Source organism: Pseudomonas sp. MWU16-30316 (assembly GCF_020515645.1).
In the GTDB taxonomy this organism is placed as follows: Bacteria; Pseudomonadota; Gammaproteobacteria; order Pseudomonadales; family Pseudomonadaceae; genus Aquipseudomonas; species Aquipseudomonas cerasi.
The window spans coordinates 276,871-298,482 of record NZ_JAIZAZ010000002.1; the positions used below are offsets into that span (position 1 = coordinate 276,871).

General features: G+C 59.5%; 17 protein-coding genes. 8 read left to right on the plus strand and 9 right to left on the minus strand.

All coding sequences use genetic code 11. The features are described from left to right. Nucleotides 1-68: 68 nt before the first annotated feature. The 9 genes from gcvP to gap all read right to left on the minus strand — a co-directional run bounded on the left by gcvP (nucleotide 69) and on the right by gap (nucleotide 11,796). Nucleotides 69-2,933 (minus strand): aminomethyl-transferring glycine dehydrogenase, encoded by a 2,865-nt coding sequence (gcvP, locus tag LCH65_RS08030; protein WP_072365564.1) that lies wholly within the window; start codon nucleotides 2,931-2,933, stop codon nucleotides 69-71. A gap of 10 nt (nucleotides 2,934-2,943) precedes the next feature. Next, nucleotides 2,944-3,327, minus strand: coding sequence for a glycine cleavage system protein GcvH (gcvH, locus tag LCH65_RS08035; protein WP_003365331.1), 384 nt, complete (start codon nucleotides 3,325-3,327; stop codon nucleotides 2,944-2,946). A gap of 328 nt (nucleotides 3,328-3,655) precedes the next feature. After that, nucleotides 3,656-5,785, minus strand: coding sequence for an EAL domain-containing protein (locus LCH65_RS08040; RefSeq protein WP_003365329.1), 2,130 nt, complete (start codon nucleotides 5,783-5,785; stop codon nucleotides 3,656-3,658). A 9-nt stretch (nucleotides 5,786-5,794) separates the two neighbouring features. Continuing rightward, complete coding sequence (locus tag LCH65_RS08045; RefSeq protein WP_003365327.1) at nucleotides 5,795-6,184, minus strand: response regulator; 390 nt, start codon at nucleotides 6,182-6,184, stop codon at nucleotides 5,795-5,797. Then, nucleotides 6,169-7,899 (minus strand): PAS domain-containing sensor histidine kinase, encoded by a 1,731-nt coding sequence (locus LCH65_RS08050; RefSeq protein WP_074805725.1) that lies wholly within the window; start codon nucleotides 7,897-7,899, stop codon nucleotides 6,169-6,171. Before LCH65_RS08050 ends, LCH65_RS08045 begins: the two co-directional genes overlap by 16 nt. A 170-nt stretch (nucleotides 7,900-8,069) precedes the next feature. Continuing rightward, nucleotides 8,070-9,578 carry a sigma-54-dependent transcriptional regulator gene (locus LCH65_RS08055; RefSeq protein ID WP_003433599.1) on the minus strand — a complete coding sequence of 503 codons (1,509 nt, stop codon included), beginning with the start codon at nucleotides 9,576-9,578 and terminating at the stop codon, nucleotides 8,070-8,072. A 189-nt stretch (nucleotides 9,579-9,767) separates the two neighbouring features. Further along, nucleotides 9,768-10,124 (minus strand): DUF5064 family protein, encoded by a 357-nt coding sequence (locus LCH65_RS08060; protein ID WP_003433598.1) that lies wholly within the window; start codon nucleotides 10,122-10,124, stop codon nucleotides 9,768-9,770. A gap of 98 nt (nucleotides 10,125-10,222) precedes the next feature. Beyond that, nucleotides 10,223-10,621, minus strand: coding sequence for a YbaN family protein (locus LCH65_RS08065; protein WP_050557974.1), 399 nt, complete (start codon nucleotides 10,619-10,621; stop codon nucleotides 10,223-10,225). 173 nt (nucleotides 10,622-10,794) lie between these two features. Further along, complete coding sequence (gene gap, locus LCH65_RS08070) at nucleotides 10,795-11,796, minus strand: type I glyceraldehyde-3-phosphate dehydrogenase (RefSeq protein WP_003433596.1); 1,002 nt, start codon at nucleotides 11,794-11,796, stop codon at nucleotides 10,795-10,797. A gap of 219 nt (nucleotides 11,797-12,015) precedes the next feature. Between gap and edd the strand changes: the two genes are divergently transcribed. The 8 genes from edd (at nucleotide 12,016) to LCH65_RS08110 (ending at nucleotide 21,539) form a co-directional block, all read left to right on the plus strand. Next, entirely contained in the window at nucleotides 12,016-13,842 is a 1,827-nt protein-coding gene (gene edd, locus LCH65_RS08075) for a phosphogluconate dehydratase (protein WP_003365314.1), read from the plus strand. Further along, a complete protein-coding gene (locus LCH65_RS08080) occupies nucleotides 13,839-14,804 on the plus strand; it encodes a glucokinase (protein ID WP_003433595.1) in 966 nt (321 codons plus the stop codon). Before edd ends, LCH65_RS08080 begins: the two co-directional genes overlap by 4 nt. A 50-nt stretch (nucleotides 14,805-14,854) precedes the next feature. After that, on the plus strand, nucleotides 14,855-15,592 hold the full coding sequence (locus LCH65_RS08085; protein WP_003365308.1) for a response regulator transcription factor: 738 nt from the start codon (nucleotides 14,855-14,857) through the stop codon (nucleotides 15,590-15,592). A 61-nt stretch (nucleotides 15,593-15,653) separates the two neighbouring features. Next, complete coding sequence (locus tag LCH65_RS08090; protein WP_058397504.1) at nucleotides 15,654-17,060, plus strand: ATP-binding protein; 1,407 nt, start codon at nucleotides 15,654-15,656, stop codon at nucleotides 17,058-17,060. Nucleotides 17,061-17,229: 169 nt separating this feature from the next. Then, nucleotides 17,230-18,516, plus strand: coding sequence for an ABC transporter substrate-binding protein (locus tag LCH65_RS08095; RefSeq protein ID WP_003365304.1), 1,287 nt, complete (start codon nucleotides 17,230-17,232; stop codon nucleotides 18,514-18,516). Between the two features lie 104 nt (nucleotides 18,517-18,620). Next, nucleotides 18,621-19,529: a sugar ABC transporter permease gene (locus LCH65_RS08100; protein WP_003314048.1), complete on the plus strand. Its 909-nt coding sequence runs from the start codon at nucleotides 18,621-18,623 to the stop codon at nucleotides 19,527-19,529. Then, entirely contained in the window at nucleotides 19,522-20,367 is an 846-nt protein-coding gene (locus tag LCH65_RS08105; protein WP_003433593.1) for a carbohydrate ABC transporter permease, read from the plus strand. The genes LCH65_RS08100 and LCH65_RS08105 overlap by 8 nt, the downstream gene beginning before the upstream one ends. Nucleotides 20,368-20,369: 2 nt before the next feature. Further along, on the plus strand, nucleotides 20,370-21,539 hold the full coding sequence (locus tag LCH65_RS08110) for an ABC transporter ATP-binding protein (RefSeq protein ID WP_058397458.1): 1,170 nt from the start codon (nucleotides 20,370-20,372) through the stop codon (nucleotides 21,537-21,539). Nucleotides 21,540-21,612 lie beyond the last annotated feature (73 nt).

Here is a 21,612-nt window from a genome sequence, read left to right on the forward strand (position 1 = left end):
GTTGAGCGGGCCGTGCCAATGGCATTGCCTGTGCGCGCAGCGCGATCAGGCAATGCCAGGCGGGGCTGTCACGCTTCCTGATAGTTCTCGATGGACGGGCAGGCGCAGACCAGGTTGCGGTCGCCGAAGACGTTGTCGACACGACCGACCGGAGGCCAGTACTTGTTCTCGATCAACGAATCGACCGGGTACACCGCCTGTTCGCGGCTGTAAGGATGGCTCCATTGGCCGACGATTTCGGCAGCGGTATGCGGCGCGTTTTTCAGCGGGTTGTCATCCTTGTCCAGGGTGCCGTTTTCAACTGCGCGGATTTCTTCGCGGATCTTGATCATGGCATCGCAGAAGCGGTCCAGTTCTTCTCTGGATTCACTCTCGGTCGGCTCGATCATCAGCGTCCCGGCGACCGGGAACGACATGGTCGGGGCATGGAAGCCGAAATCGATCAGGCGCTTGGCCACGTCGTCGACGCTGATGCCGCTGCTGTCCTTGATCGGGCGCAGGTCTAGGATGCACTCGTGGGCGACCAGACCATTGCTGCCGGTGTAGAGCACAGGGTAATGCTCCTCCAGGCGGCGCGAGATGTAGTTGGCGTTGAGAATCGCCAGTTGCGAAGCGCGTTTGAGGCCGTCACCGCCCATCATGCGGATGTACATCCAGGTAATGGGCAGAATGCTGGCGCTGCCGAACGGTGCTGCGCAGACCGCGCCTTCCTTGCGCTCCATGCGTGCATGGCCGGGCATGAACGGCGCGAGATGGGATTTTACGCCGATCGGGCCAACGCCCGGGCCGCCACCGCCGTGGGGGATGCAGAACGTCTTGTGCAGGTTGAGGTGCGACACGTCGCCGCCGAACTTGCCCGGAGCGCAGAGACCAACCATGGCGTTCATGTTTGCGCCATCGATGTAGACCTGGCCACCGTTGTCATGAACGATGCCACAGATTTCGCGAATGCCTTCTTCGAACACGCCGTGGGTCGACGGGTAAGTGATCATGATTGCCGCAAGCTGGTCACGATGCTGAATGGCCTTGGCGCGCAGGTCTTCCATGTCGACGTTGCCGCGTGCATCACAAGCAGTCACTACGACGCGCATACCCGCCATGTTGGCAGTCGCCGGGTTGGTACCGTGCGCCGAGGACGGGATCAGGCAGATGTCGCGATGTTCATCGCCACGGCTCTGGTGATAGGCGCGGATCGCCAGCAGTCCGGCGTATTCACCCTGTGAACCGGCGTTCGGCTGCAGCGAGATCGCGTCATAACCGGTGGCCGCACAGAGCATGGCCTCCAGTTCGTCGGTCAGTTGCTGGTAACCGGCGCTTTGCTCGGCCGGAGCAAACGGGTGCAGGTTGCCGAACTCGGCCCAGGTCACCGGGATCATTTCGCTGGCAGCGTTGAGCTTCATGGTGCACGAGCCCAGCGGAATCATGGTGCGATCCAGCGCCAGGTCCTTGTCGGCCAGTTTGCGCAGGTAGCGCATCAGCTCGGTTTCCGAGTGATAGCGGTTGAACACCGGGTGGCTGAGGATCGCTGACTGACGCAACAGCCCGGCCGGCAGACGCGATTGCACGCTGTCTGCCAATGCGGCGAAGTCCGGCAAGCTCTGGCCTTCGCTGGCGAAGATTGCCCACAGGGTTTCGACGGCCGACTGCGAGGTGGTTTCGTCCAGCGACAGACCCAGACGCTGGTCATCGATTTCGCGCAGGTTGATGTGCCTGGCGCGTGCGGCGGCATGCAGTGCAGCGGTTCTGCCGCCGGTGTGCAGGGTCAGGCTGTCGAAGAAAAATGCCTGCTCGGCCTTCAGGCCCAGGCTGCTCAGGCCTTCAGCCAGAATTGCGGTCAGGTGGTGAACGCGATTGGCGATCTGTGTCAGGCCGCGCGGACCATGATAGACCGCGTACATGCTGGCGATGTTGGCCAGCAGCACCTGCGCGGTGCAGATGTTGCTGGTGGCCTTCTCGCGACGAATATGCTGTTCGCGGGTCTGCATGGCCAGACGCAGGGCCTGCTTGCCGTGACGATCTACCGACACGCCGACCAGACGGCCGGGCATGTCACGTTTGAAGGCATCGCGGGTCGAGAAGTAGGCCGCATGCGGGCCGCCGAAGCCCAGCGGCACGCCGAAGCGTTGCGCGCTCCCGATTGCCACGTCAGCGCCGAATTCGCCTGGCGGGGTCAGCAGGGTGAGGGCCAGCAGGTCGGCAGCCACGGCGACCAGTGCATTGGCCGCGTGGAAGCGCTCGACCAGCTCTCGGTAATCGAATACGTCACCATTGCTGGCCGGGTATTGCAGCAGCGCGCCGAAGTAATCGCTGACATCGCCCAGCTCGTGCTCGTCGGCTACGACCACGGTGATGCCCAGCGGCTCGGCGCGGGTACGCAGCACGTCGAGGGTCTGCGGGTGGCAGTGGCTGGACGCGAAAAACTGTTGGCTAGCCTTGTTTTTGCTCAAGCGTTTGCAAAAGGTCATTGCCTCGGCGGCCGCGGTGGCTTCGTCGAGCAGAGAGGCGTTGGCAATCGGCAGGCCGGTGAGGTCGCTGATCAGTGTCTGGAAATTGAGCAGTGACTCCAGGCGGCCTTGGGAAATTTCTGGCTGATAGGGCGTGTAGGCGGTGTACCAGGCCGGGTTTTCCAGCAGGTTGCGCAGGATCGGTGCTGGCGTGTGGGTGTTGTAGTAACCCTGGCCGATGTAGGTCTTGAACAGCTGATTCTTGCTGGCGATGGCCTTGATGGAGGCCAGCGCATCAGCTTCGCTCTGCCCGGCAGGCAGGTTCAAAACGCTGGTGCCCTTGATGCTTTCCGGAATGACGCTTTCGCTCAGCGCATCAATTGAATCGAAACCCAGTGTTTGCAGCATGGCCTGCTCGTCGGCCGCCCGGGGGCCAATGTGACGGGCGATGAATTCGTTGGCAGTGCTCAGTTCAATACGGTCAGTCATGGCGTGCTCCTCAGGCTTCGGCGTTGGCTTTGATCAGGCGGTCGTAGGCGTCCTGATCCAACAGGCCGTTAATGGCGTTGGCATCTTGTGGAACGAAGCGGAAGAACCAGCCCGCACCCAGGGCATCTTCATTGACCAGCTCCGGTGTGGCGTCGAGGGCGGAATTGACCTCGACGACTTCACCGTCCAGCGGCATGTTGATGCTGCTGGCCGCTTTCACCGATTCCACCACTGACACTTCAGCGTGTTGAGTGTAGGCCTGTAATTCCGGGAGCTGCACGAAGACTACGTCGCCCAGCGATTCCTGCGCATAGGGCGTAATGCCGACCGTCACGCTGCCGTCGGTTTCGGCACGCAGCCATTCATGGTCAACGGTGAATCGCAAATCGCTCATACAAACTCCTAGGAGAACAGGGCTCGCGCAGCACGCGAACAATATGAGCTATGACTTAGCAATTTAGCGGCCATGTTTTGTTTTTTTAATTAAATCAAAGGGTTGTATGTTTTTTAACTGAGCCTTTAGATCTTGGGTGTAGCGAAAACGCTACAGTCGTCAGGTATTTGAAAATACCTGACTGATCAAGGCCTTGATACGCACGGAAGGAAGTGTTTTGGAGTGAAATCGTTACAGTGGAGCGTTTTCGTTACGAGTGGGTTGCAGTGAGTGCATCCATCCCGCAGTGGTCATCGTTATCAAGCAGGCTGAACGCATCAGTCGCGCGTCACCCTTTACCTGACGCGGCTTTCTTTTCCGGTGAGCACAAAAACGTTTCGAGCTCTTCAAGCGGCAGCGGCTTGCTGATCAGATAACCCTGGATTTGATCGCAGTGGTTTTCCCTCAGGAACGCCAGTTGTTCCGGGGTTTCCACACCCTCGGCGATCACCTGCAGGTCGAGGCTGTGAGCCAGCTCGATGATGGCTCTGGCAATGGCCGCGTCCTGTGGATTGCTGGTCACTTCACGAATGAATGCGATGTCGATTTTAAGCTTGTCGATAGGAAAGCGGCGCAGGTACGCCAGGCTTGAATAGCCGGTGCCGAAGTCATCGATGGAAATACTCACGCGATTGGCCCGCAGCGCTCCCAGGGTGGCGATGGTGTGCGTGGTATTTTCCATCAGCGAACTTTCTGTCAGTTCGACCTCAAGCCACTGCGGCGCAACATTGTGTTTTTCGAGGGCCTGACGAATGTCGGCAACCAGGCTGCTGCTGGAAATCTGTTGCCCCGAAATGTTGACCGCTACCTGAAACAAGCCCAGCCCGGAGCGTTGCCAGCGCGCGATCTGCGCGCAGACGCTGTCGACCACCCAGTTGCCGACTTCACCGATCAGGCCGAGGCTTTCCAGTACAGGAACGAATACAGCGGGCGAAACGCCTGGGTGGCCTGGGCGTGGCCAGCGCAACAGCGCCTCAAGCCCGCATATGCGGTCGTTGTTCAGGTCCAGCTTGGGTTGGTAGACGATTTCGAAGGACTGATTACGCACGGCTTCGCGCAGGGCAGCCTCAAGGTCCAGGCGTGCCGAAACATCGGCGTTCATCTGCGGCGTATAGAACCGGTAGTTGTCCGGGCCGATTTTTCGGGCGCTGTTCATGGCGGTGTAGGCGTGTCTGATCAGCTCGCGTGAGTCTTCGCCGTCCTCCGGGTACAGCGCAATACCGATGCTGGCGGTCATGACCAGGCTCTGGCCTTCTATGTGGAAGGGCGCTCGCAATGCGTTGCGGATGCGCTCGAGCGTTTGCCGGGTATCCGCTTGGCCGGGACGAAGCATCAGAATCAGGGCGAACTGATCGCCGTCCACGCGGCCAAGGGTGTCGCTGGCATTCAGGCAGTTCGACAGTCGGCGGCTGACTTCCAGCAGCACCTCATCGCCCAACACATGCCCCCAGGTTTCGTTGATGTTCTTGAAACCGTCGATATTGACCGTCAGGGCCGCCAGCTTCCAGCGACTGATGGCCGCCTGGGTCATGCCCATTTGCAGGCTGGTAAAAAACAGGTCCCGGTTGGGCAGGCCGGTCAGCGTGTCGTAGTGGGCCATGGTCAGCAGGCGTTGGTCGCTTTCCTTGCGCCGGGTGATGTCGCGCACGATGCCGACGATGACCCAGTCCTCGCCGGTGCGGTACGCCTGGCGATGGATTTCGACCTCGACATCCCGGCCACTCTTGTCGCGAATCTGGGTTTCCAGTGGCTCGCTGGGGCCTTTGCCGGCAATGATCTGGTCGTACACGACCTCAAGCTGCTCCATGGACGTTTCGCCCAGTTCGGCAGGCGTCTTGTGTGACAGTTCCTCAGCGGTGTAGCCGAGCAACTGGCAGGCGCGGCGGTTGAATTCGATCAGGCTCATGGTGTTGCGGTTGATCAGGAAAATCGCGTCTTCGGAAGCGTCCATCACCGTGCGAAAGCGCTCGAGATCGATGGTGCGCTGCTGCAATTGGTCTTCGAGGATCAGGCTGTGGCTTTTCAGGTAGTCGCCAAAGGACTTGAGGCGCAGCAGATTACGCACACGCAGCCACAGTTCGGCGCTGTCCACAGGCTTGTTGAGGTATTCCTCGGCCCCGGCCTCCAGTCCCGAGAGGCGGGCACTCTGCTCGTCGAGAGCCGAGAGCATGATGATCGGTATATTGGCGGTGCCCTTTTCGGCCTTGAGCTGGGTGGCGACTTCATAGCCGTCCATGCCCGGCATCATGATATCGAGCAGGATCAGGTCGGGTGCCTGTTGTTTGACCATGGCCAGCGCCATCTCGCCTGATTCCGCCGTCAGTGTCCGATAACCCTGGTTCTGCAAGAGCACCTCCAGCAGGTCCCGGACATGGACGTCGTCATCGATAATCAGGATGGTCGCGGCGCTCTGGGTCATATCGAATGCTCAGGTAATGGACTGTTGAGGCAGATTTTTTTCCAGCAGGGTGTCGATGACCCGGTACAACTCCTTGTAGCGCAACGGCTTGATAACATAAGCGTTGCAGCCCGCCAGGCGGATCTTCTCCTTGTCTTCCTTCATGGCCATCGCGGTCAGTGCGATCACCGGGATCGCGGCTGTGCCGGCGTCTTTCTTCAATAGCGACGTGGCGGTCAGGCCGTCCATTTCCGGCAGATGGATGTCCATCAGGATCAGGTCGGGCTGGCGCTCGCGAGCCAGTTTCAGGCCGCTTTCGGCATCGACGGCCGACAGCACAGCGTGCCCGGCGCTGGTCAGCAACAGCTCTGCCAGACGCATATTCGCCGCGTTGTCTTCAATGATCAGGATCTGGGCCATCGTGCCTCCGCTGATTCAGGTGAGCGGATGGGCAGCCACACAACGAAGCGTGCGCCGAGGTCTTTCACGCTGGCCACTGCGACGCAGCCGCCGTGAAGTTCGGCGAGCTGCTTGACCATCGCCAGGCCCAGTCCGGTGCCTTCGAATTTGCGTGCCAGGCCGCTGTCGATCTGGCTGAACGCCTTGAACAGCTTGTTCATGTCGCTTTGGGCGATGCCGATTCCGGTGTCGCTCACACTCAGTTCCAGAAACTGCTCACAGTCGCTGGAGGGAAGCGCAAATCCGTATGTCGGCCAGTCACCGTCGATAAGGCCTGCCTGAGCAAGCGGCACCAGACGCACCGCCAGTGTCACCCAGCCACCGGGCTCGCTGAATTTCACGGCGTTGGCCAGCAGGTTGTAGACGATTTGTTTGGTCTTGCGCCGGTCGAGCTCAAGCACGCCGAAGTCGGCCTCTGTTTCCAGCTTCAGCTGGATATGTTGCAGTGCGGCTTGCTCGCGAACGATCAGCAGGCTGTTGCCGAGCAGTTCGTCCAGATCCACCGATTCTAGCTCCAGCGTCATCATGCCGGCCTCGACCTTGGACAGGTCGAGGATGTCATTGATCAGTGACAACAGATGCTGGCCGCTATTGAAGATATCGCCTATGTAGCGTCGCTGGGCATCGGTCATGTCGCCGACCATGCCGTCCCTGAGTGCCTCGGAAAAACCGATCACGGCGTTCAGCGGCGTGCGCAGTTCGTGCGACATGGTGGCAAGAAACTCGGACTTCATGTGGCTGGCGTGTTCCAGCTCGATATTCTTTTCTTCCAGTGTTCGCTCGAAACGCTTGCGCTCGGTCACGTCGCGGGCTGCGGCGAAGACACCCTTGAGCTTGCGGTCACGGTCGTGAAACGTGGCAGCGTTGTAGGACACCACGGTTTCAGTGCCGTCATAGGCCCGCACGGTAAGTTCGTAGTCACTGACCTTGTGCTCGCTGAGCACGCGCTTGATCGCGGCATCGGCACTCGCCGGGTCGGTGAAGAAGTTTTTGCAGGGCGCACCGATCAATTCGTCGCGGGTGCGTCCGGTCAGCGCCATCATCTGCTTGTTGACGTCGGAAATGATGCCTTGCGGGTCGGTCATCATCAGCGCATCGATGTTCGATTCGATCAGCGAGCGGGTATAGAACTGTTGGTCCCGCAAGCGCTGATCCAGCAGTGCCTGAGCTTCTTCTTCCTGTTTGCGCGCAGTGTTGTCGGTGCCGATCAGCAGATAACCGATGATGGTTTCAGCGCTGTCGCGCAGCGATGTGACCGAGACCATGGCCGACAGGCGGCTGCCATCCTTGCGGATGTAGGTGAGTTCGTAGATGTCTTCGATGCCACGCGAAGCCTTGAACACCAGAGCCTCGAAGCCCGGCGTGATGGGGGTGTTGAGTTCATGGCTGAGGGCTGCTGCGCGGATGATGAGCTCGGCGGGGTCGGAGATGTCGGCAGGTGTGATTTTGTCGACAACGTCCTCGGAGTGATAACCGAGCATGCGTTCGGCGCCGACATTGAATATCTGGATAACGCCGTGTTCGTCTGTTGCGATGCTGGAGAAATAGGCGCTGTTGAAAATGGCATCCTGCAGTGCACCAGTCTTGAGGAGGATTTTCTGGCGGCGGGATTCGACGATTTTTTCAGCGCGAGACTGGGCATCGACGAGCGGGCGGTCCACTGGCGAGGTTGGCATATGACTTCCCGGTACTACCTGACCTTTATGCCATTACGGCCGTAATCACACTACGGACATCCATTCAAATGGATGATAAGAGGTTCATGGACAATACCAGATCGTTATCGGCAGATTAGTTATTAAATGAAACTTCTCGGAATATATTTTCGATAAATGACGCTAATCGACTAACGCTTGTCGGGAATTCCATATTTTCGCAGGCGATGAGCGATTGCGGTGTGCGAGGTATGCAGGCGATTGGCCAGTTGGCGGGTGGAAGGGTAGTCCGCATAGAGCTTTTCCAGCAGATTGCGCTCAAAGGTTTCGACGGCATGTTCGAGACTGTCGATCGAGCTGTCGTTCTGACGCGCCACGGCGGTGCCAGCGATATCCAGGTCGCCTATATCCACTTGAGTGTGTTCGCAGATGGCGGCCGCGCGAAAAATCACGTTTTGCAATTGCCGCACGTTGCCTGGCCAGCGGTTGCCGAGCAGGGCAGGGTAGGTGCCGGGTGCGAGCCTGCAGACCGGACGCTGAATCTGTGCGCACGCCTGTTCCATGAAGTATCGGGCCAGTAACAGAATGTCCTGACCGCGCTCGCGCAACGGCGGAACCTCCAGATTGAGGACGTTGAGGCGGTAGAACAGGTCTTCACGGAAGGAGCCTTCGCTGACCATTTTTTCCAGATCGCGGTGGGTGGCGCTGAGAATGCGCACATTGACCCTTACTTCCCGATCACCACCGACGCGGCGGAAGCTGCCATCGTTGAGAAAACGCAGCAATTTGGCTTGCAGATAGGGTGACATTTCGCCGATTTCATCGAGGAATACGGTGCCTTGGTTGGCCAGTTCCATCAGCCCCGGTTTACCGCCACGCTGGGCCCCGGTAAAGGCCCCCGGGGCATAGCCGAACAGTTCGCTTTCAGCGAGGTTTTCCGGCAGCGCTGCGCAGTTCAGAGCCAGGAACGGCTCGCCGTGGCGGGCGCTGCTGGCGTGACAGGCGCGGGCAACCAACTCTTTGCCGGTGCCGGTTTCACCCTGAATCAGCAGCGGTGCATCCAGCGCCGCCACCCGTTGCGCCCGTGCCTTGAGGGTGCGAATGGCGGCTGAGTCGCCAAGCAAGGCGTCGAAACCTTCGGCGTGATCATGGTGCAAGGCCGACAGGCGTTCGCCGATTCGGCTGGGCAGGTACAGGGTAATCAGCGCGCCGGCTTCGGTAATCGGCGTGGCGTCCAGCAGCAGGGCTTCACCGTTCAGGTTGATCTCGCGCAGCGGCAGACGAAAGCCGTTTTCCAGCAACGCGACATGCAGACTGGGGTCGCTGAACAGCTCACCGATGGATTCACCCGCGGGCTCCCGGCCAATCAGCGCGATGAGTGCCGGGTTGGCCAGCAGCACGTGCCCGGCGCTGTCCAGAGCCAGCACCGGGTCAGTCATGGCGGCTAGCAACGCGTCCAGTTGCAGGTGGCGACGCTGCCCCGGAAGGATATCGACCACAGTGATCGCTTCCACACCTCTGACCCGAAACAGCGCGTCCTTGAGCTCTTCGAGCATCTGATGGCTGAGCGTCGGCGCATCGATGTACACATTGGGCGGCACCATCTCCACTGCGTCCAGATTCAGATTGCGTCCACCCAGAATCGCCAGCACTTCCTGGGTGATACCGACGCGGTCGATGAAGCTGACATGGATGCGCATGGGGCGATGACGGTTCGCGAATGAGAGGGCGGCAAGTATGCCTTGTGGCGGCAGGTTTGGTGAAATCCGCTTGTGGACTTGCACACACCTATCGCTGCTCACGCTCCAGCGTGGGCACGATGGTGTTTTCCGTGCCTGATTCCTCCCGCTACTGCCCGCTGGCGTTCTACGGGCCTCGACAGCGCTGGCTTACTCCAGATGCTCCGGCTTCACCGGGTCACCTGACTTGGCGTGGAGTTTGTCGCGAATGTCCGCGAACATTCGGTCGTAGTCCTTGTGCTGGGCGATGGGCAGTGCGGCCGAGTTGGGCAAGCCATGCCTTATTGCGATGCGACTCGCGTCGTGGGCGAAGTTGAAGGCGAGGTCACGGGGCAGCTGGAATTGCTCTTCGAACGACTTGCCGTTGATTGCGCCCTGCATGGTGAAGTGCATGGACGTGCCTTGCTTGGGATCTTCCTCCACGTTGTAGCGCAAGTGGATGTCATAGCTGATATCCGACGGTTGAAGCGCCACGTGGGTGAGGTGCAGATGGCCTGGCTCGTACATGAAGTGACTCCATCAAGTGGTGAGTGTGCTCAGTCAGACACCCCTCGCGAGCGGACGGTTCAGCCTTGCGCAGAGTACCGCTCGCTTCATGCCTGCGCTTAACGATCGATCTTGTCCGGTTCCGGCCTCGACCAGATCCATAGATTGCCCAGCGCCATCCCCGAGAGTGCCAGGTACAGCCACCAGGCATGGCCGATCAGGCTCAGCATCACCACGGCACAGACGAGCATGCTGATGGTGGCGCTGATCTTGGCCTTGCGCGCGACCAGTCGGCCATTACGCCAGTTGTACAGTATCGGCCCGAACACGCGGTGGTTTTCCAGCCAGGCGTTCAGCCGCGGCGAACTGCGTGTTGCCGCCCAGGCGGCCAGCAGAATGAACTCGGTGGTTGGCAGGCCGGGAACGAAGATCGCAACGATGCCTATGCCCAACGCGGTATAGGCGAGGATGCCGTATAAAAGGCGTGAAAGTCTTGAGCCGGGTGGTTTGTACGTCATGGTCTCTACAGGCAGGTTCGGGGAGCCCGGTCAGCTTAACAGCACCGGGCGCTTTTTCATGCCTGCACAGTTTCACCACCCGCAGTGCATCGATCTGACATGCGCTGAGCATGGTCGCGAGCGTCCATGACCCGGACACCTCTCGCTGCACATGCTTCAGCGCGGCTGCGCCGTTACTGCGCGTTATGCAGTGCCAGGCAGTTGTCGAGCATGCGATTGGAGAACGCCCATTCGTTGTCGTACCACGACAGTACCTTGAGCAGCTTGCCGCTGACCTTGGTGTGGTTGGCATCGAAGATCGACGACAGCGGGTTGTGGTTGAAGTCGTGGGAGACCAGCGGCAGGGCGTTGTAACCGAGCACTTTGGAATGCTGACTGGCTTCTTTCAGCAGCGCGTTGACTTCATCGACCGTGGTTTCACGCTTCAGGGTCACGGTCAGGTCGACCAGCGAAACGTTGATGACCGGTACGCGTACCGCCATGCCGGTGAGTTTGCCTGCCAGCTCCGGCAGTACCAGGCCCACCGCTTCGGCAGCGCCGGTCTTGCTCGGGATCATCGACTGCGTCGCCGAGCGGGCGCGGTACGGATCGGTGTGGTAGACATCGATCAGGTTCTGGTCGTTGGTGTAGGCATGAATGGTGGTCATCAGGCCGTTTTCGATACCCAGCTCGCGATGCAGCACTTGAGCGACCGGGGCCAGGCAGTTGGTGGTGCACGAGGCGCTGGAGATGATCTGGTGCGACTGGCGCAGCGTGTCGTGGTTGACCCCATAGACGATGGTGGCATCGGCACCGCTGGCTGGCGCGGAGATAATCACCTTGCGTGCACCGGCGGTGAGGTGCGCGGCAGCCTTGTCGCGGCTGGTGAACAGACCGGTGCATTCGAACACCACGTCGATGTCCTGCGCTTTCCACGGCAGCTCGGCCGGATTGCGGATGGCACTGACCGAAATACGGTCACCATTGACGGTCAGGCTGTCCTTGTCACACTCGACCGTGCCGCTGAAAGGGCCGTGTACAGTGTCGAAGCGCAGCAGGTGTGCGTTCATTTCGCTGTCGCCAAGATCGTTGATGGCGACGACCTGCAGGTCCTGACGGTAGCCTTGGGTATACAGTGCGCGTAGGACGTTGCGGCCGATTCGGCCAAAACCGTTGATTGCAATACGAAGAGTCATACAGCCGTCCTTCTGAATTTGTTGTTGGAATTACAAGATTATTCTCATAGAAATAGAAAACAAGCCTTTTTAGTGGCAATATTTTGTTTTATCTACAACTACAAGCCTGAAAGGCACTCCCAGTTGATCGAGATCAGGGTTTTGCTCCCTGACAGTCACTGCTCGAAAACCGGAGCCGTCTTTACGGGTGACCTTAGACGTTAGCCTGGAGTTCATCACATGCATCCCCGCGTCCTTGAAGTAACCGAGCGTCTCATCGCCCGCAGTCGCGATACCCGTCAGCGCTACCTTCAATTGATTCGCGGCGCAGCGAGCGATGGCCCGATGCGCGGCAAGCTCCAATGCGCCAACTTTGCCCACGGCGTCGCCGCCTGCGGACCGGAAGACAAGCAAAGCCTGCGTCTGATGAACGCCGCCAACGTGGCAATCGTCTCTTCCTACAACGAGATGCTCTCGGCGCATCAGCCCTACGAACACTTTCCAGCCCAGATCAAACAGGCATTACGTGACATTGGTTCGGTCGGTCAGTTTGCGGGCGGTGTACCGGCCATGTGCGATGGCGTCACCCAGGGCGAGCCGGGCATGGAACTGGCGATTGCCAGTCGTGAAGTGATTGCCATGTCCACGGCGATTGCCTTGTCACACAACATGTTCGACGCCGCCATGATGCTGGGCATCTGCGACAAGATCGTGCCGGGTCTGATGATGGGCGCATTGCGATTCGGTCATCTGCCGACCATTTTCGTGCCCGGCGGACCGATGGTTTCAGGCATCTCCAACAAGGAAAAAGCCGACGTACGGCAGCGTTATGCGGAAGGCAAGGCCACCCGCGAAGAGCTGCTCGACTCGGAAATGAAGTCGTATCACGGTCCGGGAACCTGCACCTTCTACGGCACCGCCAATACCAACCAGTTGCTGATGGAAGTCATGGGCATGCACCTTCCTGGTGCTTCGTTCGTCAATCCCTACACGCCATTGCGTGATGCGCTGACCGCAGAGGCGGCCCGCCAGGTGACGCGTCTGACCAAGCAGAGTGGCAGCTTCATGCCGATCGGCGAAATCGTCGACGAGCGCTCGCTGGTCAATTCCATCGTTGCGCTGCACGCGACAGGTGGCTCGACCAACCATACGCTGCACATGCCGGCCATTGCTCAGGCTGCTGGCATTCAACTGACCTGGCAGGACATGGCCGATCTGTCTGAAGTGGTGCCAACCCTGAGTCACGTCTACCCCAACGGCAAAGCCGATATCAACCACTTCCAGGCGGCAGGCGGCATGTCGTTCCTGATCCGCGAGCTGCTGGCTGCCGGTCTGCTGCACGAAAACGTCAATACCGTGGCCGGTTATGGACTCAGCCGTTACACCAAGGAGCCGTTCCTGGAGGACGGCAAACTGGTCTGGCGTGAAGGGCCGCTCGAAAGCCTCGATGAAAATATACTGCGCCCGGTGGCCCGTCCGTTCTCGCCGGAAGGTGGGCTGCGGGTCATGGAAGGCAACCTGGGGCGCGGCGTGATGAAAGTGTCCGCGGTGGCTCCGGAGCATCAGATCGTCGAAGCACCGGCCAAGGTGTTCCAGGATCAGAAAGAGCTGGCCGACGCTTTCAAGGCCGGCGAGCTGGAGTGCGATTTCGTCGCCGTGATGCGCTTCCAGGGCCCGCGTTGCAACGGCATGCCCGAGCTGCACAAGATGACGCCGTTTCTGGGGGTCCTTCAGGATCGCGGGTTCAAGGTAGCGCTGGTCACCGATGGACGCATGTCGGGCGCTTCGGGCAAGATCCCGGCGGCGATTCATGTCTGCCCGGAGGCGTTCGATGGTGGCCCATTGGCGCTGGTACGCAATGGCGATGTGATTCGCGTGGATGGTGTAAAAGGCACGTTACAAGTGCTGGTCGAAGCGTCAGAATTGGCCGCCAGAGAACCGGCCATCAACCAGATCGACAACAGTGTCGGCTGCGGTCGCGAGCTTTTTGGATTCATGCGCATGGCCTTCAGCTCCGCAGAGCAAGGCGCCAGCGCCTTTACCTCTAGTCTGGAGACGCTTAAGTGAAGTTGGCCCTGGTCGGTGATATAGGCGGTACCAATGCACGTTTTGCCATTTGGGAAGACGACACGCTGCATTCTGTCCGGGTATTCCCGACCATTGACTACGCGGGCCCGGAGAAGGCCATCGAAGTCTATCTGCAGGACCTGGAGCTGCAGCGCGGCGATATCGGTCATGTGTGCCTGGCGGTGGCCGGGCCTGTCGATGGCGATTTTTTCCAGTTCACCAACAGCCACTGGCAATTGAGCCGCAAGGCGTTCTGCGCCGACCTGCAGGTCGATGAACTGCTGCTGATCAACGATTTCACCGCCATGGCGCTGGGCATGACCCGGCTCAAGGATGATGAATACCTGACGGTCTGCCACGGTGTCGGCAAGCCTGATCGGCCGCGCGTGGTGGTGGGGCCGGGGACCGGGCTGGGCGTCGGTACGCTGATCAAACTCGACGGCAGTCGCTGGATGGCGTTGCCGGGCGAGGGCGGTCATGCCGACCTGCCCATCGGCACCGCGCGTGAGGCGCTGCTGTGGACGCGGCTGATGGCCGAGCATGAACATGTCAGCGCCGAAGTCGTGCTCAGCGGTGCGGGCTTGCTGTTGCTGTATCAGGTCAGCTGCGCGCTGGACGACATCGAACCGGTGCTCAAATCGCCTGCGGCGATCACTACCGCTGCGCTCTCGGGCGACCCGGTAGCTGCGGCAGTGCTGGAACAATTCTGCGTGTTTCTCGGCAGAGTGGTCGGCAACCATGTGCTGGCCCTGGGCAGTCTCGGCGGGGTTTATATCGTCGGCGGCGTGGTGCCGCGCTTCACTGAGTTCTTCATCAACAGCGGGTTCAAGCGCGCCATGGCCGAGAAGGGCGTCATGAGCGACTATTTCAATGGCCTGCCGGTGTGGCTGGTCACGGCTGAATACCCGGGCCTCATGGGTTCAGGCGTGGCCCTGCAGCAGGCGTTTGGTGCGCAGATCTGAGCGATATGGCATAACAACAAAAATTAACAGCCAGACAAGGACGCTTCAACTTGAGCTCAGTCAGTAAATCGATCCTGTTGGTGGATGACGATCAGGAAATTCGCGAGTTGCTGGACACCTACCTGAGCCGCGCCGGTTTTCAGGTGCGCACAGTGGGCGATGGCGCGGATTTTCGTCGAGCGTTCAACGACGAACCAAGCGATCTGCTGATCCTTGACGTCATGCTGCCCGATGAAGACGGTTTCAGTCTGTGTCGCTGGATCCGCCAGCACCCGCGTCAGCCGCATGTGCCGATCATCATGTTGACCGCCAGTTCGGACGAAGCCGACCGGGTCATCGGTCTGGAACTGGGGGCCGATGATTACCTTGGCAAGCCGTTCAGCCCGCGCGAGCTTCAGGCCCGCATCAAGGCGCTGTTGCGACGTGCCCAGTTCGGTCAGGAGCGTCCGGGTGGCGACGTGATCCTGTTTGATGAGTGGCGACTCGATATGGTCAGCCACCGGCTGTTTCACAATGACGGCGAAGAGGTGATTCTGTCCGGCGCCGACTTCGCACTGCTCAAACTGTTTCTCGACAACCCCCAGCAGATTCTCGACCGCGACACCATCGGCAATGCCACACGTGGGCGTGAGTTGATGCCGCTGGAGCGCATTGTCGACATGGCGGTCAGTCGCCTGCGTCAGCGTCTGCGCGACACCGGCAAGTCACCGCGTCTGATCCGCACCATTCGCGGCAGTGGTTACCTGCTGGCCGCAAACGTCAACTCGCAAGCGGGCAACGGCTATTAAACCGACAGGGGCAGGCACGAAGAGAACCGGCCTGCCGCTGCCGCGCTCGTTGCTGGGGCGCATGTTGCTGCTGACCTTGCTGGCAGTTCTTTTGGCGCAGGCGCTGTCCAGCGTGATCTGGCTGTCACAGTTGCGTGCCACGCAGATGGAAGGCCTGGTGACCAGTGCGCGCAGTCTGGCGTACTCGATGGCGGCCAGTGTCAGCTACTTTCGCTCATTGCCGCTGGCTTACCGGCCCATGGTGCTCGACCAGTTACGCAGTATGGGTGGCACACGGTTCGTGGTGTCACTCAACGATCACCCGCTGGACATGCAGATCATGCAGCCCACCCCTCGCAAGCAGGCGGTGCTGGACGTGGTGGGCGAGGTGCTGCGCCAGCGACTGGGCAATGGTCCGGACATCACCGTATGGTTCGCGCGGCCCGAAGAACTGCGGATCTTCAACAGCGGCCTGAAGCTCGACGAGCTGCCGCGTTCGTGGGCGCATTACGCGCTGACACTCGAGCCGGTGAACCCGCCGGTGCTGGTCACGCAAATCGAAATGGCGCCGGGCGAGTGGTTCTACATTGCCTCGCTGCTGCCCGAACCCTACACCTCGCTGGAGGAGCAGGAGCTGCCTCTTCAGCAGGTCTCGTTCATTGTCCTGACCAGCGCATTTCTGCTGTTGTTCATCGGCTTGCTGGTGCACTGGCAGAGCCGCCCGCTCAAGCGTCTGGCGCGGGCCGCACGGGACATGTCCCTGGGCGCGGACGTCGAACCTGTGGTCGAGGGCGGCGGCAGCGAAGTCATCGAGGTCAGCCGGGCGTTCAATGCCATGCGCACACGGATCAGTCGCTACCTGACCGAGCGGGGGCAGTTGTTCAGTGCCATTTCCCATGATTTGCGTACGCCCATCACCCGTTTGCGCTTGCGGGTCGAGCTGCTCGAGGATGAGCAACTGCAACGCAAATTCAGTCGTGATCTGGATGAACTGGAGCTGCTGGTCAAAGGCGCGCTGCAGTGCGTCAAGGACACTGATATTCATGAAAACATCGAGCCGGTAGACCTCAACGCGCTGCTTGAATGTCTGGTCGAACCCTGGCTGCTTGCTGACGGCAATGGGCGGGTCACGCAGCAGGGTGAGGCTCAGGCTGCCTATTCAGGCAAACCGCTGGCGCTCAAGCGCTGCATCGGCAACCTGATCGATAACGCGCTCAAATACGGTGATCGCGCGCATCTGAAAGTCGAGGACAATGCCCAGGCGTTCGTACTGCATGTCGATGACGAAGGTCCTGGCGTTCCCGAGCAGCGTCTCGAACATGTTTTCGAACCGCATTTCCGTCTGGCAGGCAATCAGCAGCAGGGCTACGGTCTCGGCCTGGGCATCGCTCGCAACATTGCCCACAGTCATGGCGGCGAAGTCAGCCTGCAGAACCTGCGTGACGGAGGGTTGCGGGTAACGTTGTACCTGCCGAGAACTGTGGAATGACGCGCTGCACAGTGGCTTTTGGCTAGCGATTGCACCGGGATTTCAATTGTCACCATCCTGTGACAATCACGCGTCCCTTCGTTACTGTCGGCGCGTCAGGCTTGGTTAGACTCCCACGAAGCGCAAGCACCAGACTTGCTCATGCATAACAACAAGAAAGGTCAATTCGATGAATTCCATGTCACGTCTCGCTGTTGTCATCTCTCTCGCTTCGTTGTTCCCTCTGAGCGCTAATGCCGCTGAATCCAAAGGCACCGTAGAAGTCGTGCACTGGTGGACGTCGGGTGGCGAAAAGGCTGCAGTCGATGTTCTGAAAGCTCAGGTTGAAAAGGACGGCTTTACCTGGAAGGACGGCGCCGTTGCAGGCGGCGGCGGCTCCACGGCCATGACCGTGCTCAAGAGCCGTGCGGTTGCCGGAAATCCTCCCGGTGTGGCCCAGATCAAAGGCCCGGATATTCAGGAATGGGCCTCTACCGGCCTGCTCGATACCGATGCGCTGAAAGAGGTCGCCAAGTCCGAGAAGTGGGACTCCCTGCTGGACAAGAAAGTCTCCGACACCGTGAAGTACGACGGTGATTACGTAGCAGTACCGGTGAACATTCACCGCGTCAACTGGCTGTGGATCAACCCTGAAGTCTTCAAGAAAGCCGGTATCGACAAGGCGCCTACAACGCTCGAAGAGTTTTACGCGGCAGGCGACAAGCTGAAAAAAGCCGGCTTCATCCCGCTCGCCCACGGTGGCCAGCCTTGGCAGGACAGCACCGTCTTTGAAGCTGTCGTGCTCTCGGTAATGGGGGCTGACGGCTACAAGAAAGCTCTGGTCGATCTGGACAACGGCGCGTTGACCGGCCCAGAAATGGTCAAGTCGCTCACCGAACTCAAGAAAGTCGCGACCTACATGGATGCCGATGGCAAGGGCCAGGATTGGAACCTGGAAGCTGGCAAGGTCATCAATGGCAAGGCCGGCATGCAGATCATGGGCGACTGGGCCAAGAGTGAATGGACCGCAGCCAAAAAGGTCGCTGGCAAGGATTACCAGTGCGTAGCCTTCCCGGGCACCGAAAAAGCCTTTACCTACAACATCGACTCGCTGGCGGTGTTCAAGCAGAAAGACAAGGGCACGACTGCCGCACAGCAGGATCTGGCCAAGGTCGCCATGGGCGAGGACTTCCAGAAGGTCTTCAGCATCAACAAGGGTTCGATCCCGGTTCGTGAAGACATGCTGTCCGACATGAGCAAATACGGTTTCGACTCGTGTGCGCAAACCGCTGCGAAGGACTTCCTGGCTGATTCGAAAACCGGTGGTCTGCAGCCAAGCATGGCGCACAACATGGCAACTACGCTGGCAGTGCAGGGCGCGTTCTTCGATGTGGTGACCAACTACATCAATGACCCGAAAGCTGATCCGGCCGAAACAGCCAAAAAGCTGGGCGCTGCCATCAAGTCTGCCAAGTAATTCGTTCTGAACCGCCTTTAACCGTCGTCCGCAGTGTTGAAATCCCTGGTTGATTTCACCTGCGGCTGCGGCCTGGATTCGATACACCGCATGGGATACTCCCGATGAGCTCTGTCGCTGCGAACAGCAAAGCCTCGCCAATGGATGCGCTGCAACGCTGGCTACCAAAACTGGTGCTGGCCCCCAGCATGTTCATCGTGCTGGTGGGTTTCTATGGCTATATCCTCTGGACATTCGCACTGTCGTTCACCAACTCGACGTTCCTGCCTTCCTATAAATGGGTCGGTCTGGCGCAATACGCGCGTCTCATGGACAACGATCGCTGGTGGGTGGCAAGCAAGAACCTTGCGGTCTTTGGCGGGATGTTCATTGCAATCAGCCTGGTGATCGGGGTCCTGCTGGCCGTCCTGCTGGACCAGCGGATTCGTCGCGAGGGCATGATTCGTACTATCTACCTGTACCCGATGGCGCTGTCGATGATCGTCACCGGTACTGCCTGGAAGTGGCTGCTCAACCCAGGCCTGGGCCTGGACAAGATGTTGCGCGACTGGGGCTGGGAAGGTTTCCGTTTCGACTGGCTGATTGACCAGGACCGCGTGGTGTACTGCCTGGTCATCGCCGCAGTATGGCAGTCCTCCGGCTTCGTCATGGCGTTGTTTCTGGCAGGTCTGCGTGGCGTCGATCAGTCGATCATTCGCGCGGCCCAGATGGATGGCGCGAGTTTGCCGATGATCTACTGGCGCGTCGTGCTGCCAAGCCTGCGTCCGGTGTTCTTCAGTGCCGTGATGATTCTCGCGCACATTGCGATCAAGAGTTTCGACCTGGTAGCCGCGATGACCGCCGGTGGCCCCGGTTACTCATCCGACCTGCCGGCGATGTTCATGTATTCGTTCACCTTTAGCCGCGGCCAGATGGGCATGGGTTCTGCCAGTGCGATTCTGATGCTCGGCGCGATCCTGGCGATTCTGGTGCCGTATCTGTATTCCGAGCTGAGGACCAAACGCCATGACTAGTCATGTTGGCAAACCGGGCATCAGCTTCAGTCGTGTTCTGATTTACGCCGTGCTGATGCTGGCCTGTCTGATTTATCTGGTGCCGTTGGTGGTGATGCTGTTCACCAGCTTCAAGACACCCGAAGACATCGGCACCGGCAACCTGTTGAGCTGGCCAAGCGTAGTGACTGCAATCGGCTGGATAAAAGCCTGGGACCTGGTCGATGGTTATTTCTGGAACTCGATAAAAATCACTGTTCCGGCCGTGATCATCTCCACCGCAATCGGCGCGCTCAATGGCTATGTGCTGTCGATGTGGCGCTTCAAGGGCTCGCAGCTGTTCTTCGGTCTGTTGCTGTTCGGTTGCTTTCTGCCGTTTCAGACCGTCCTGCTGCCGGCATCCTTCACACTGGGCAAGATGGGGCTGGCCAACACGACCACCGGGCTGGTGTTTGTTCACGTGGTCTACGGGCTGGCATTTACCACGCTATTCTTCCGTAACTACTACGTCAGCATTCCCGATGCGCTGGTCAAGGCTGCACGGTTGGATGGTGCCGGTTTCTTCACCATCTTCGGGCGCATCATTCTACCGATGTCCACGCCTATCGTGATGGTTTGCCTGATCTGGCAGTTCACCCAGATCTGGAACGATTTCCTGTTCGGCGTTGTGTTCTCCAGCGGCGATTCTCAGCCGATCACTGTGGCTCTGAACAATCTGGTCAACACCAGCACAGGTGCCAAGGAATACAACGTTGACATGGCGGCGGCGATGATTGCCGGCCTGCCGACACTGCTGGTCTACGTACTGGCTGGCAAGTATTTCCTGCGTGGGCTTACGGCCGGCGCGGTCAAGGGGTAATCATGGCGACTCTCGAATTACGCAACGTCAACAAGACCTACGGCAGCAATCTGCCGGACACCCTCAAGAACATCGACCTGTCGATCAAGGATGGCGAGTTCCTGATTCTGGTCGGTCCATCGGGCTGTGGTAAATCCACGCTGATGAACTGCATTGCCGGTCTGGAAAGCATCAGTGGCGGTGAGATCCTGATCGACGGCCAAGACGTCAGCGGCACCAGCCCCAAGGACCGCGACATTGCCATGGTCTTTCAGTCCTACGCCCTGTATCCGACCATGAGCGTGCGTGAAAACATCGCGTTCGGGCTGAAGATCCGCAAGATGCCGCAAGCCGACATCGACGCTGAAGTGGCGCGCGTTGCCAAACTGTTGCAGATTGAGCACTTGCTCAATCGTAAGCCGGGCCAGATGTCCGGTGGTCAGCAGCAGCGTGTCGCGATGGGCCGTGCCTTGGCGCGTCGACCGAAGATCTACCTGTTCGACGAGCCACTCTCCAACCTCGACGCCAAGTTGCGCGTCGAGATGCGCACCGAAATGAAGTTGATGCATCAACGCCTCAAAACCACCACTGTTTATGTGACCCACGATCAGATCGAGGCCATGACGCTGGGTGACAAGGTGGCGGTGATGAAGGACGGTATCGTCCAGCAGTTCGGCACGCCCAAGCAGATCTACACCGATCCGGCCAACCTGTTCGTCGCCAGTTTCATCGGTTCGCCGCCGATGAACTTTATCCCGCTGCGCCTGCAACGCAAGGATGGCCAGTTGATCGCTGCGCTCGACAGTGGTCAGGCCCGTTGCGAGCTGCCGGTGGGCGTGTCCGATGCAGGCCTTGAAGATCGAGAAATCATTCTTGGTATTCGCCCCGAACAGATTATGCTGGCCGGCGCTGAATCGACCGGGCTGCCGACCATTCGTGCCGAGGTCCAGGTGACCGAGCCGACCGGTCCGGATACGCTGGTGTTCGTTACGCTCAACCAGAGCAAGGTTTGCTGTCGCCTCGCCCCGGATGTCGCACCGCAGGTGGGCGAGAGCCTTACCCTGCAATTCGATCCTGCCAGGGTGCTGATTTTCGATGCCCAGAGCGGCGAGCGTCTTGGGGTGCTGGGAGCACGACTGGCGGCTGAACGGGAAAACAATGTGTCACCGGTCGAGCCGCAAGTGATAAATTGATTCAGCAACGAGCATCGCTGGCTGGCCGTCTGCTGCCAAAACGCACGGCCGACCAGCGAACACAGGGCAGTGA